11 protein-coding genes are annotated in these 13,377 nt (G+C 69.8%); 4 read left to right on the forward strand and 7 right to left on the reverse strand.

The features are described 5' to 3' along the window. Positions 1-51: 51 nt before the first annotated feature. The 3 genes from ACLM5J_RS15230 to ACLM5J_RS15240 all read right to left on the reverse strand — a co-directional run bounded on the left by ACLM5J_RS15230 (position 52) and on the right by ACLM5J_RS15240 (position 3,024). Positions 52-411, reverse strand: coding sequence for an NADH-quinone oxidoreductase subunit A (locus ACLM5J_RS15230; RefSeq protein WP_413657298.1), 360 nt, complete (start codon positions 409-411; stop codon positions 52-54). Positions 412-999: 588 nt separating this feature from the next. Further along, positions 1,000-2,301, reverse strand: coding sequence for a geranylgeranyl reductase family protein (locus ACLM5J_RS15235; RefSeq protein ID WP_413657300.1), 1,302 nt, complete (start codon positions 2,299-2,301; stop codon positions 1,000-1,002). Between the two features lie 30 nt (positions 2,302-2,331). Continuing rightward, entirely contained in the window at positions 2,332-3,024 is a 693-nt protein-coding gene (locus ACLM5J_RS15240; RefSeq protein WP_413657301.1) for a demethylmenaquinone methyltransferase, read from the reverse strand. 112 nt (positions 3,025-3,136) lie between these two features. Here ACLM5J_RS15240 and ACLM5J_RS15245 point away from each other — a divergent pair, with 112 nt between their 5' ends. The 3 genes from ACLM5J_RS15245 to ACLM5J_RS15255 all read left to right on the forward strand — a co-directional run bounded on the left by ACLM5J_RS15245 (position 3,137) and on the right by ACLM5J_RS15255 (position 7,141). Next, entirely contained in the window at positions 3,137-4,054 is a 918-nt protein-coding gene (locus ACLM5J_RS15245) for a L,D-transpeptidase family protein (RefSeq protein WP_413657303.1), read from the forward strand. Positions 4,055-4,098: 44 nt separating this feature from the next. Next, complete coding sequence (locus ACLM5J_RS15250) at positions 4,099-5,334, forward strand: isochorismate synthase (RefSeq protein WP_413657304.1); 1,236 nt, start codon at positions 4,099-4,101, stop codon at positions 5,332-5,334. A 61-nt stretch (positions 5,335-5,395) separates the two neighbouring features. Then, positions 5,396-7,141: a sensor histidine kinase gene (locus ACLM5J_RS15255; protein ID WP_413657305.1), complete on the forward strand. Its 1,746-nt coding sequence runs from the start codon at positions 5,396-5,398 to the stop codon at positions 7,139-7,141. Positions 7,142-7,176: 35 nt separating this feature from the next. Here ACLM5J_RS15255 and ACLM5J_RS15260 read toward each other — a convergent pair whose 3' ends face one another. Next, entirely contained in the window at positions 7,177-7,812 is a 636-nt protein-coding gene (locus tag ACLM5J_RS15260; RefSeq protein ID WP_413657306.1) for an MBL fold metallo-hydrolase, read from the reverse strand. A 122-nt stretch (positions 7,813-7,934) separates the two neighbouring features. Between ACLM5J_RS15260 and ACLM5J_RS15265 the strand changes: the two genes are divergently transcribed. After that, positions 7,935-9,680, forward strand: coding sequence for a sensor histidine kinase (locus ACLM5J_RS15265; protein ID WP_413657307.1), 1,746 nt, complete (start codon positions 7,935-7,937; stop codon positions 9,678-9,680). Between the two features lie 3 nt (positions 9,681-9,683). Here the strand turns inward: ACLM5J_RS15265 and menD are convergent, their stop codons facing one another. The 3 genes from menD to ACLM5J_RS15280 are packed head-to-tail and all read right to left on the reverse strand — an operon-like array spanning position 9,684 to position 13,338. After that, positions 9,684-11,291 (reverse strand): 2-succinyl-5-enolpyruvyl-6-hydroxy-3-cyclohexene-1-carboxylic-acid synthase, encoded by a 1,608-nt coding sequence (gene menD, locus ACLM5J_RS15270; protein WP_413657308.1) that lies wholly within the window; start codon positions 11,289-11,291, stop codon positions 9,684-9,686. Beyond that, positions 11,291-12,289 (reverse strand): o-succinylbenzoate synthase, encoded by a 999-nt coding sequence (locus ACLM5J_RS15275; RefSeq protein ID WP_413657310.1) that lies wholly within the window; start codon positions 12,287-12,289, stop codon positions 11,291-11,293. Before ACLM5J_RS15275 ends, menD begins: the two co-directional genes overlap by 1 nt. After that, on the reverse strand, positions 12,286-13,338 hold the full coding sequence (locus ACLM5J_RS15280; protein ID WP_413657311.1) for an AMP-binding protein: 1,053 nt from the start codon (positions 13,336-13,338) through the stop codon (positions 12,286-12,288). Before ACLM5J_RS15280 ends, ACLM5J_RS15275 begins: the two co-directional genes overlap by 4 nt. Positions 13,339-13,377 lie beyond the last annotated feature (39 nt).

Raw genomic sequence — 13,377 nt, forward strand, 5'->3', positions numbered from 1 at the left:
GAGCGGTCGCCGACCGACAAGAACGCAGGCATGTGCAGTGCATCGCGACTCTCAGTCCCAGTCCAGGCCGCCGCGTCGCCATACGTACGCGTAGGCCACGAAGACCGTCGCGATGAAGATGACCATCTCGACCAGCCCGAAGAAGCCCATCGCGTCGAAGTGGACGGCCCACGGGTAGAGGAAGATGATCTCGATGTCGAAGACGATGAAGAGCATCGCGGTGATGTAGTACTTCACCGGGAACCGGCCGCCGCCGACCGCTTGCGGGGTCGGTTCGATGCCACACTCGTAGGCGTCGAGCCGCGCGCGGTTGTAGCGGCTCGGGCCGGTCGCCATGCTCATCACGATCGAGAAGACGGCGAAGCCGGTGGCCAGGATCAGTAGGCCGAGGACCGGGGTATAGAGCTCCATGGTGACCTCCCTAGACGCCCTCACCCGGCGCAAGCGGGCGCCGTCGAGGGCTGAGAATCTCCAGCGGGGCCGTCACATCACCAGCCGCTTGTGGCCTGGCACCCCGCACGCGAGCAGCGATCCGGTTCAGTGGATCGGCATCGGCGAAGGCCATAGGGCTCCCTTGTGACGAACGGTCGCGCCGCGCTCACCGGCCACACTCTGACTTTGTGAACGCATTCACGAATGACGTACGTCACAGTGTATGAGGCACGAATCACATTGGTGAAGGGCAAACCGCCAACGATTCCGTTTTTCCACCGAACCCGTGCCACAGAAGGCAATTAGCCCACGGCCGCATGCCCTAATTCCACGCCTCGCGATAGTCCCTGACGAACGGCCCCCGACACGCCGGGCGAACGGGGCGCAACGTTCGGCAGCGGCACGGGGACGACGTCAACCCGCGACTTCGCACGTCTGGCCAGCCTCGACGCCCGGGATCGGGAAGTCGACGGTTCGCGCCATCACCGCTTCGCTGCCGAACGAAAAGCCCCTGAAAACGCAGTTTTCAGGGGCTTTTCGTCAGGGACTATCTCCCGCGGTGCGCGGTCAGGCGTTGGGAGCGACCTTCGTGAGTGCATTGATGACCTTGTCGTGGGCGTCGCCGCCGCGAGCGTCGGTGAGGTTGGCCATCAACTTCAGGGTGAACTTCATCAGCGTCTTACGCGGCAGGCCGTACTTGGTGGCCTGCTTCATGAAGGTGGGATTGCCGACCAGTTTGGCGAAGGCTCGGCCCAAGGTGAAGTAGCCGCCGTAGGCGTCGTCGAGCGCCTTCTGGTACCCGTAGAGCACCTGCTCCCGAGCAGCACCCTCAGGCACCGCCAACGCGGAGACGATGGTGTCGGCAGCCATGTGGCCGGCCTCCAGGGCGTAGTCGATGCCCTCACCGTTGAACGGATTCACCATGCCGCCGGAGTCACCGACCAGCAGCAGACCCCGTCCGTAGTGCGGCTTCCGGTTGAAGCCCATCGGCAACGCTGCCGACTTGATCGGCGCGACCAGGTTCTCGTCGGTGAAGCCGAACGCCGGGTCGACGTGCGCCAGCCAACGCCGCATCGAGTCCTTGTAGTCCATGTTCTGGAAGGCCGACGAGGTGTTCAGGATGCCCAGCCCGACGTTGGCGGTGCCGTCACCGAGCGGGAAGATCCAGCCGTAACCGGGGAGCTTGTTGCTTTCGCCGGGCTTGCCGTCCCACAGCTCCAGCCACGACTCCATCCACTCGTCGTCGTGCAGCGGCGTCCTGTAGTAGGCGCGGCAGGCCACCGCCATCGGACGGTTCTCCCGACGTTCGATCCCCAGCGCCGTCGCCAGCCGCGCGCTGACGCCGTCGCAACCGACCACGATCGGCGCCCGATAGGCGACCTCGTCACCGACCTTGCGGCCCCGCTCGTCGACCGGCTTGGCGGTGACGCCGACGACCCGGCCGGTGCGCTCGTCGAGCAGCGGGCCGGTCACCGCGGTCAGCTCCTGCAGCCGGGCCCCCGCCTTCTGCGCGTGCCGGGCCAACATCTCGTCGAGCTCCATCCGGGCCCGTGCCATCCCGAAGGAGGGGAAGGATGAGAGTTCCGGCCAGGGCAGCTCGATCCGGTGCCCGGCGCCGACGATCCGCAGACCCTTGTTCTTCTGCCAGCCCGGCTCGTTGAGGTCGAAGCCCATCGCGACCAACTGCTTGACCGCACGCGGTGTGAGTCCGTCGCCGCAGATCTTGTCGCGCGGGAACGCGGACTTCTCCAGCAGCAGGACGTCGACCCCCGCATTGGCCAGGTGGAAGGCGGTCGCGGCACCGGCCGGTCCCGCACCCACCACGATCACCTGCGCGTCGTATCCAGCAGCGTGGTCAACCGAAGTCATCGGCGCTCCTTCGAATCAGCGGGCCAAGCGTTAACGAGCGTAGGCGCGGTGCAGGGCGACGATCCCGCCCGACAGGTTACGGATCTCGCACGAGGCCCATCCGGCCTGGCGGATCAGCCGGGCCAGACCCTGCTGGTCGGGCCAGGCACGGATCGACTCGGCCAGGTAGACGTAGGCGTCCGGGCTCGAGGAGACGGCGCGGGCGACCGCGGGCAGAGCCTTCATCAGGTACTCGATGTAGACCTTGCGGAAGAGGCCGTTCGTGGGGTGGCTGAACTCGCAGACGACGAGACGGCCACCGGGCTTGGTCACCCGGCGCAGCTCGGAGAGCCCGGCCACCGTGTTCACGATGTTCCGCAGACCGAACGAGATGGTGACCGCGTCGAAGGTGGCGTCCGCGAACGGCAGCTTGGTGCCGTCTCCGGCGGTGAACGCCAGGTGCGGCTTGGCCTTCTTGCCGACCTGGAGCATGCCGAGCGAGAAGTCGCAGGGGACCACGGTCGCGCCACGGTCCGCGAACGGCTGGCTCGAGGTGCCGGTGCCGGCCGCGAGGTCGAGGATCAGCTCCCCCGGCTGCGGGGCGACGGCGTCCAGGACGTCCTTGCGCCACCGACGGTCCTGGCCCAGCGACAGCACATCGTTGGTGATGTCATAGCGCCGCGCCACGGCGTCGAACATGCGTCGGACGTCGCTCGGGTCCTTGTCAAGGTCGGCTCGGGTCACCCGGCAACCGTACTCGGCACAGTTCCAAAGATCGGCATCGGATCACCGCAACCAAATTCCCCGCTGCGGCGTCAACATCTATGACTGCTCTAGTGAACTCGGGAGGTAACGCATGAAAGCGCTGCGGATCACCACGCTGACCGCCTTGGTCGGCGCCTTGCTGATCGTGATCGCCTATGGAGCGGGGTACGCGACCCGCCACCTGGACAACCGGTCGGACGACCACGCCGAAACCTCGGCACCCGCAACGCCGTCGCCAGGCAAGGGGACCCACTCCCCCGACACCCCGGGGGCCAGCCCCAGCGCCGCCCCGAGCGACCTCCCGACCTCGCCGACCCCGTCGCCGACCAAGAAGCCGAAGCCACCCAAGCCCACCCTGACGCCCGGCCCCGCGCTGCTGAGTTCGGGCGACACCGGAGCGAAGGTCCGCGACCTGCAGGCCCGGCTCAAGCAGATCGCCTGGCTGTCGGGCTCGGTCAGCGACCAGTTCAACCCGGCCACGGTGGAAGCGATCCGCGGCTTCCAGGCGAAGCGCAAGATCCCGGTCACCGGCGAGGTGGATCAGCGCACCCTGGACCGGCTGCACGCGATGACCCGCCAGCCCACCAGGGCCGAACTCTTCAACCTCGCCCCACCGTCGGCCAGTACCGGCGCGCCGCTCGACGCCCGGTGCCAGACCGGTCGCGCGCTCTGCATCGACAAGTCCAGCCGCACGGTGCGCTGGGTGGTCGACGGCGAGGTGCAGCAGACACTTCAGGTCCGGTTCGGCGCCTCCTCCACGCCGACTCGCGAAGGCGCGTTCTCGGTACAGAGCAAGTCCCGGTACCACGTCTCCTCGCTCTACGACAGCGAGATGCCGTTCGCGATGTTCTTCTCCGGAGGCCAGGCGGTGCACTACTCCTCGGACTTCGCCGCCCGCGGCTACTCCGGCGCCTCGCACGGCTGCGTCAATGTCCGCGACCGGGCCGGGATCGAGTGGCTCTTCGACCAGGTCCGGGTGGGCGACAAGGTGATCGTCTACTGGAGCTGAGCCGAATCCACTCCGGGGCCACTACAGGCGTAGGCTGAGCCGCCATGAGCGGCACAGCACCCCGGGTGGTCACCACCGTCGCGGTCGAGGCGATCCACGGGTCGCTTCTCGACCTCGTCCCCCAGAGCGGACCGCTCAGCTGGCTACGCCACGGCGACGGCATCGTCGGTTGGGGCAACGCCGCCGAGATCCGGACCAGCGGCCCCACTCGGTTCGCGGACGCCGCCAAGTGGTGGAGCGAACTGGTCGCCGGCCTGGAGATCCACAACGAGCTCAGCGAACCCGGCACCGGGCCGGTCTGTTTCGGCACCTTCGGCTTCGCCGACGAGCCGGGCGACTCGGTGTTGGTGATGCCCGAGGTCGTCGTCGGTCGCCGGGGCAACCTGACCTGGGTGACCACGATCGACGGTGCCGCCCCGGAGCTGGCCGTCCAGTCGGCACCGGCCGCGCCGACCGTCACCTTCGCCGACGGCGCCCGCAACGGCGAACAGTGGATGAGTGCGGTCAGCGAGGCGGTGGCCCGGATCAACCGGGGCGATCTGGAGAAGGTCGTCCTGGCCCGGGATCTGGTCGCCACCGCGGACGCCGAGGTCGACGTCCGGTGGCCGCTGGCCCGGCTCGCCGAGGGGTACCCGACCTGCTGGACCTTCCACGTGGACGGCATGTTCGGCGCCACCCCGGAGATGCTGGTGCGCCGCGAACGTGGTCTGGTCACCTCGCGAGTGCTGGCCGGCACCATCCGGCGGACCGGTGACGACGAGCGCGACCTGGCACTGGCCGCCGCCCTGGCCCGCTCCTCGAAGGACCTGGAGGAGCACGAGTACGCCGTCCGTTCGGTGGCGGAGGCGTTGGAGCCGCACTGCACCGGGATGAACGTGCCGGATGTGCCGTTCGTGCTGCACCTGCCCAACGTGATGCACCTGGCCACCGACGTCACCGGCGTGGTCCAGGACGCCGCGCACCCGCACGGCGGGGTCTCCTCGCTCCGGCTGGCCGAGGCCCTGCACCCTTCCGCTGCGGTCGGCGGCACACCGACCGCGACCGCGGTCGCGGTGATCGCCGAGATCGAGGGGATGGACCGCGGCCGCTACGCGGGCCCGGTCGGTTGGATGGACGCGGCCGGCGACGGCGAGTGGGGCATCGCGCTTCGCTCCGGTGAGATCGACGGCAACACCGTGCGGCTCTTCGCCGGCTGCGGGATCGTCGGAGACTCGGCCCCGGAGGCCGAGTTGGCCGAGTCGCAGGCGAAGTTCGTCCCGGTCCGCGACGCCCTCAGCTGATTCAGAAAAGTTCCCTGTTCCAAACCGCGTCACGCCCGGGCGGTTGGACCGTCTCCTGGGCATGTCCGAGAGCAGCGCGGTCCGCCTGCGGCGCCCCACCTACGGGTCGCCGCAGCCCGCCGTGCCGTTTCCGATCATCGGGCCGAAGACACGGGAACGGACCCGAGCCGTCCTGGAACAGCTCGCCACACTGACCGGTTTCCGGGTCGCGGCGCTGAGCATCGTGCGCAACGGGCAGGACCTGATCCAGATGGCGGAGGTGGTCGGTGCCGAGCTCAGCCAGGCAGACAAGGAGCAGACCTGGCTCCCGCTCAACCGCTGGCTCCGCGACGGCGTCGAGCGCGAGCAGTGGGGGATCTGGATCTTCCGTCCATCAAGCTCCCAGCACCCCGATGACTGCCGCTACGACTGGCAGATCGACCCGAACACCGGTACCGACAACGACTCCGAGGGCGACTGGGACCCGGCCCACGCGCTGGCCTGCGAACTTCGCGACACCGACGGCAACCTGCGCGGCGCGCTCCATCTCGACGCCCCGGTGGACGGCCGGGTGCCGCCGCCGGAGGCGCGCGCTCAACTCGACGCGGTCGGCAGGATGGCCGTCCAGTCCATGATGAGCATCATCGAGGCCGAGGACGCCCGGCAGCGCGCAGAGCTGGCCGCCGGCGCACGGCAGATCGCCGAGACCGCCCCCGCCGCACCCGCCCGCGAGCACTCGCTTGCGATCCGGCAAGCGTTGATGTCGACCTTCGGTCTGGACGAGATCACGGTCTACTGGTTCCACCCCAGCACGGCGTCTCTGCTGCCCCGACCGGCTCCGGCTCCGGAGGTCCGCTCCGCAGCGATCCGGAGTTGGCGCCAAGGCACCGCGCTGGTCGTGCCGTCCCAGCGCCCCGGCGATGCTTCCGTGCTCCATCTCCCGATCGGCGACGAGACCACCTGCTACGGGATGTTGGTGCTGGAGCGTCGTACCCACCCGGCGCCCTGGAGCCCCGCCGAGATCGCCGGCGCCGTCACCATCGGGCGCGACCTCGGCCGGCAGCTGACGGACCGTGAGGTCCGGCGACGCCTGCGCCGGGAGGTGGAGGACCTGCGTGCCGAGGTCACCAACCGGGCTCAGATCGCCGCATCGGTCGCCCACGACCTGGCCTCACCGCTGCACGCGATCCGCAACTACATCGATCTGCTCAGCCACCCCGCGATGACGTCGGAGGAGCAACGCCACACCCTCCTGGAGGCGCTCCGCAGCGGCACCTCCCAGGCGGCAGAACTCGCCGCCCAACTCAGTCTGCTCAGCGATGCACCGGCAGCCGAGGCCGCCCCCACCACGGACCTGGCACCGCTGCTCCAAGAGACCCTGGACCTGCACACCCCGAGCGCGGAGGCGAAGGACCAGGTGCTCGGCGCCGAGATCGTGGCACCCACCTACGTCTCGATGGCCGCCGTCGAACTGCGTCGGGTGCTGGCCAACCTGACCAGCAACGCGTTGAAGTACACCCCGCCCGGCGGGAGCATCACCGTCACGGTCACCCACCGCGACGGCGAGGCGGTGATCCGTTGGCGCGACACCGGGGTAGGGATCGCCCCCAGTCAACTCCCCCGGGTCTTCGAGGAGTTCTACCGGTCACCGGACACGTTCACCCAGGCGCAGCCCGGCACCGGGCTCGGTCTCCCGATCGTCAAGCGTCTCGTGGAGAACGCCGACGGCACGGTCCAGGTCAGCTCGGCGCTGGGAGTCGGCACCACGGTTGAGGTGCGGCTACCGCTCAGCGTTGCGGAGGCTGCGGCCCCAGCGGTCCCCGGTTAGCACCGACGCGCCTCGCCAGGTCCGCCCCGGCCGACTCAGTCCAGGTCGGTGCCGTCCGGCACCCGTAGGTAGCGCTGCTCCGAGCCGAGCAGCGCCTTCATCTGGGTGTCCAGAACGCCATGGCCGAACTCGGTGTAGACGCGGTCGTGGATCGCCAGGTTGGTCGGGGCACCGACGGCACGGGCGAAGTCGACCGCATCCGCCGAGCGCAGCCACGGTGCGCTGGACGGCACCATCAGGACGTCGACGGTGCACTTCGGGAGGTCCAGCGCGTCCCCCGGGTGGAAGACGGTGCTGCCGCCGAGGTCGAACAGATAACCGCTGTTGAAGAACCGCGGCAGGTCCGGGTGGATCACGGCGTGCTGCTCGCCGAACACCTCGACCCGCAGGCCCAGGTCGAGCACGTCACCAGGGGCGACCACGTGGAGCCGGTCGACGGCTTCCGGGATCTCGGCGCGGATCTTGGTCGCGACGGCGTCGATCGTGTAGATCGCCGCGCTGCTCGTCCGCAGCAACTCCGGCTGATAGTGGTCGGGGTGCTCGTGGGTGATCAGGACCGCGTCCGCCCCGGCCAGCACCTCGGCGTCGGCGAAGAGGCCCGGGTCCACGACGAGGCTGACCCCGGCGTGCTCCAACCGAACACACGCGTGGCCGTACTTGGTGATCCGCATAGGGGGATAGTAGAAGATCGGTCACCATCCAAAAATCGTCTGGCCCCTACACATATTGCGCGCAAAGGCTAACGTGAGTGATAAGGGGTTGTGCTGGAACCGGGATGAAGGGGGCCGCATCGATGACAGATTCAGCGCGCCACTATCAGCGCAAGGCACCGACACCACGCACCTTCATCGAGACCGGCTCGACCCGTGCCGCCCGCGCCCTCTCCCTCGTCGCCCCAGCGACCCGGTCCAGCCTGCGCGAAGTACTCCATGAGCTCGCCGACCTCACCAACTTCGAGGTCGCGGCGTTCAACCGGGTCCGCGAGGACGGGTTCATGCAGGTGGTAGAGACGGTCGGCACCACCCTGAGCGATGCCGAACTGGAACGCACCGCCATCCCGTTGGAGATCTGGCACCGCGCCGTCGGCCAGACCGCGCACTGGGGCGGCTGGATCTACACCTCCGGCGCCGACTGTCCCGAAGATATCCGCGAGATGCTGCTGGTCGTCGACGAGCCGCCGGCCACCGACCCCGACGACTGGGACCCGTACTGCGGTCTCGACTTCCCGATCCACGACGACGCCGGCACCCTGATCGGCAGCATGAGCCTGGACATGCCGAAGAACGGGCGGGTACCGCGGCCCGAGGAGCACGCCGCCCTGAACGGCATCGGTCGTCTCGCTGCCCGCAGCATCCTGGCGATCGTCGAGGGCGACCTCGCCACCCAACGCGCCCGGATCATGCAGGCCACCCACGATGCCTCGGTGCGCGCCAGCCGCGCGGTCTCGGTCCCGGACCTGGTCGCCGACGCGATCGAGGGGATCACCCAGGGCATCGACGCCGACGAGGTGAGTGCCGGCTGGTTCCACCCCGCCGTCCTGAACCTCGGGATGGCAAGCGACCGCGCGCTGAGCGGTCAACGGCTCGCCCTCGTCAACGTCTGGCACCGGGACACCATCCTGCGCCTGGTCGAGGCGCCGAACCCCACCACCGACGTCTACCCCGAGACCCTGCTGCTCCCGGTCGGCGACGACACCACCTGCTACGGCGCTCTCGTGGTCCGGCGCTCGGCCACCCGTGCCTCCTGGACCCGGGCCGAGTTGGAGGGTGCTCGCGCGATCGCGGTCGAACTGGCCCATGCGATCAGCTCGTACCTGGTCCGGAACCGGCTCCACAACCAGCTCGACGAGCTCCGCGAGGAGATCGACCAGCACGCCCAGCTCGCCGCTTCCGTGGCGCACGACCTGGCCAGCCCGCTGCACGCGATGAACAACTACCTCGACCTCCTCGAGGAGCGCTCGATCGCCGACCCCGCGCTGCGCAGCCGCCTGCTCAGCGCACTGCGGGCCGGCACCACCCAGGTCACCGACGTCGCGGACCAACTCCAACTGCTGCACGGCGAACGGCCGAACCACGAGCTGCACATCCTGGACCTGGCCCCGCTGCTGGACGAGGTCCTGCAACTGCACCAGCCGCAGGCCGAGCAGAACCGGCAGGTGCTCCACGCCAAGGTCGACGCCGAAGACACCCGGACCAACGGCAATCGCAGCGATCTGCGCCGGATCCTGGTCAACATCACCTCGAACGCCCTCAAGTACACCCCGCCCGACGGCCGGATCGAACTGACCTTGAGGACCGAAGGCGACGACCTGGTGATGGAGTGCCGCGACACCGGGATCGGGATCGCCGACCGGCAACTCCCCCATGTCTTCGAGGAGTTCTACCGGGCGCCCGACCCGTGGGCACGTGCCCAACCTGGGACCGGCCTCGGCCTGCCGATCGTGAAACGGCTGGTCGAGGAGCAGGGCGGCGCGGTCCGGCTCACCTCACGACTCGGCGAGGGGACCAGCGTCGAGGTCCGACTCCCCCGGATCCACTGAGGCTCAGGCGTCGGTGACCAGCGCGCCCAGGCGAGCGTCGAGTTCGCGGCGGTTGTCGCGGCGGACCCGCACCTCGATCACTTCGATGCCGCCGTTCGGAGAGTTCAACGCCTGCTCGAGTTCGGCCGCCGACTCGACCCGCCAGTGCGGCGTCCGGGTCGAGGCGCAGAGCGCGGCAAGGTCGACCCCGTGCGGCGTCCCGAAGAGCTTCTCGAACCGGTCGTCGAAGGTAGGCGCACCCTGCTCCAGCATGGTGAAGATCGAGCCGCCGTCGTCGTTGACCACGACGATCGTCAGGTCGGGACGCGGCTCGTCCGGGCCGAGCACCAGACCGTTGGTGTCGTGCAGGAAGGTGACGTCGCCCAGCAGAGCGAAGTTCCGCCCGCCGTGGGACCGCCCCCACGCGGCACCGATCGCCGTCGAGATCGTGCCGTCGATCCCAGCGAGGCCTCGGTTGGCGATCACCCGACGTCGCTGCCCCACCGGGTAGGGACGCGCCATCAGATCCAGGTCCCGCACCGGGCTCGAGGCGCCCAGGATCAACAGGCCGCCGGGCGGCACCGCGGCGCTCACCGACGCCGCCACCCGGTACGGAGTCAACTCCGACTCCCCGGCCAGCAACGCATCGACGCGCTGGGAGAGTGCGCCATCGGCACGACGCCAATCCTCAAGCCAGGAAGGCTCCTCGGCCTCGACGCGAACCGTCTCGACCTCGACGTCGACCGCGAAAGGACGCTTCCCCCAGATGCCGCGGGACGGCAACGCCACGACCTCGACGTCAGCGCGTTCCAGCAACTGGGTGACCGGCCTCGACAGGGTCGGGTGGCCGGCGACGACGACGCGTTGGATCCTGGCACCGAGCTCACCGCCCAACAACAACCGGTAGCTGCGGATCGCGTTGCGTCCGGTCCGCGATCCGCTGCTCGGTTCGGCCAGCAACGGCCAGTTGGCAGCCTCGGCGAGTTGGCGGGCCGCCTTGCCGGCATCATCGCCGGCGACGACTACGGTGCGCGGGCCCGGCGCCAGCTCGGTGACCGTCGCCTCTCCCACGGGCGCCACCGCGACCGGCTCCGGGGCGATCCGGTCGGCCCACGGGGCGTCCGGCACCAACGGCAGGTCGAACTGAACGTTGACGTGCACCGGCTGGTCAGGCTGCGCCAGAGCTGCCCGCAGCTCGACACGGTCGACGCCGTCGGCGATGTCGAAACAGGGCACCTGAGCACCGAAGATGCCGACCTGGTCGGTGGTCTGGCTCGCCCCGGTACCCCGGAGCCGCGCCGGACGGTCGGCGCTGGCCACGATCAGTCCGACCCCGGAGTGCGCTGCCTCCAGGACGGCGGGATGCAGGTTGGCCACCGCCGTACCCGAGGTGCAGATCACCGCGGCACGGCTGCCGACCTTGCTCAGCCCCAGCGCCAGGAAGCCGGCGCTGCGCTCGTCGATCCGGGTGTGCAGCCGGAGCCAACCAGCCTGATCCGCCTCCCAGGCAGCGAACGCCAACGGGGCGTTGCGAGAACCCGGGGAGAGCACCAGCTCGCGAACACCAGCAGCCGCAAGCTCCTCGAGGAGTTCACGGGCGAGACGCGTCGACGGGTTGGCAGGCGGGAACATCACCGCCGATCATCCCGCACGCCGCCGCCAGAGGCAGCAACGGCGTCCCGGAAGGCGTAGACCTCGGCCAACCGGGTCGCCCACCAGTGCTGACGCTCCAACGGCGCAGTCACCTCCGCGAGCAGTTCCCGGTCGACCAGTAGCTCGTCCGCGCGCCGCACCGGCAGCATCCCGTCGCGGGGCAGCAGCCGGTCGCGGACGAGGTCGTCGACCAGCAGTTGACCGGTCGCCAGACCGCAGGCGTGCGGCAACTCGGGCAGCGCCGCCGCCAACGCCACCCCGGCGGCGAGGCCCAACGTGGTCTCCAACGCGCTGGAGACCACCACCGGCAGCCCGATCTCCTCCGCGATCCGCAGGCAGGCCCGGACCCCGCCGAGCGGCTGGACCTTGAGCACCGCGATGTCGGCGGCCTCCAGATCGCGGACCCGGTACGGATCCTCGGCCCGACGGATCGATTCATCGGCAGCGATCGGCACCTCGACCCGGCGCCGGGTCTCGGCCAACTCCTCGACGCTCTTGGTCGGCTGCTCGACGTACTCCAGGCCGCCGGCGGCGCGGTCCAGGGCCGCGATCGCGGTCACCGCCTGGTCGACGTCCCAGCCGCCGTTCGCGTCGACCCGGATCAGCCCACCGGCACCGAGCGCGTCACGGACCGCCTCGATCCGGGCGATGTCGTCGGCGAGGGTCTGTCCGCGTTCCGCCACCTTGACCTTCGCGGTCCGGCAGCCGCCCTGGGCGACGATCGCGTGTGCACGTTGCGGATCGGTGGCCGGCACCGTCACGTTGACCGGCACCTCGCTCCGGATCGGCTCGGGCCAGTCGCCCGCCGCCGCCTCCTCGGCACAGCGCAGCCACGGCTCCACCTCGGCGGTGCCGTACTCCCGGAACGGGCTCCACTCGCCCCAGCCACGCTCGCCTCGGATCAGGGCCCCTTCGCGGACGTTGAGTCCACGGAAACGCGTGTGCAGCGGGGTCTGCCAGACCACCAGGTCACTCATCGGGCCTCCTCGGCCAGTCGTCGGATCTCGGCGCGGTCGGGTTTTCCGTTGTCCAGCAACGGCAACGCAGCCAGCCGCACCAGCTGCTGCGGTGCCCAGCGCCGGTCGAGCCGATCCGCCACCCAGGCACGGAGCGCGACGAGCTCAGGCGCTGCCGCGCCGGTCACCACCGCCACCACCCGCTGGCCCCACTCGGGATCGGGCAGACCCACCATCTCCACCAGGTCGACGTCCGGGTGTTCGCGGAGCCGGGCCGCCACCGCGGGCATCGGCACCTTGACGCCGCCACTGATCACCACGTCGTCGGCGCGGCCCAGCACCTGCAACCGGCCGTCGACGATCCGGCCCAGGTCGCTGGTCAGATACCACCCGTCGCGCAGCGTCTCGGCGGTGAGCTCGGGGTCGTCGAGGTAGCCGTCGAAGATCGTCGCGCCACCCAGCCTGATCCGCGACTCGGCGTCGATCTCCACCAGCGCCCCCGGCAACGGGACGCCGTCGTAGACGCAGCCACCGGAGGTCTCGCTGGCGCCATAGGTCGCGATCACCCGCACTCCGGCGGCTTCGGCGCGCGCCCGCAGCGCGGGGTCGAGCGGTCCACCACCCAACAGGACGGCGTCCAGGCGGGTCAGCGCCGCCAGCGCGGCGCCGCCGTCACCATGGGCGTCAGCGTCGGTCAGGATCCGATGTAGCTGAGTAGGCACCAACGAGGTGTAGCCGACGCCGTCGAGCTGCTCGACAGCCGCCGTCCAGTCGTCGTCGACGACGATCGGCGGCTGACCCGCGAGCAGCGAACGGATCGCCACCTGGAGGCCGGCCACGTAGCTGATCGGCAACGTCAACAGCCAGCGCCCCGGGGCACCCAACCGCTGATGGGTGGCCTCGGCAGAGGCGAGCATCGCCCGACGGGAGAGAAGCACCTGCTTGGGACGGCCCGTCGACCCGGAGGTCGCGACCACCAGAGGCTCCGGCTCGCCCGGTGCGGCCAACCACTCGGCGAGCGCCCCGAGCACCTCGTCGGTGGTGCCGTGCACGGGCCGCAAGAAGTTCACCGCTGAAGGCTATCCCCGCAACGTGTGCCCACTGGCGGT

This window comes from Nocardioides sp. Bht2 (genome assembly GCF_047308515.1).
In the GTDB taxonomy this organism is placed as follows: Bacteria; Actinomycetota; Actinomycetes; order Propionibacteriales; family Nocardioidaceae; genus Nocardioides.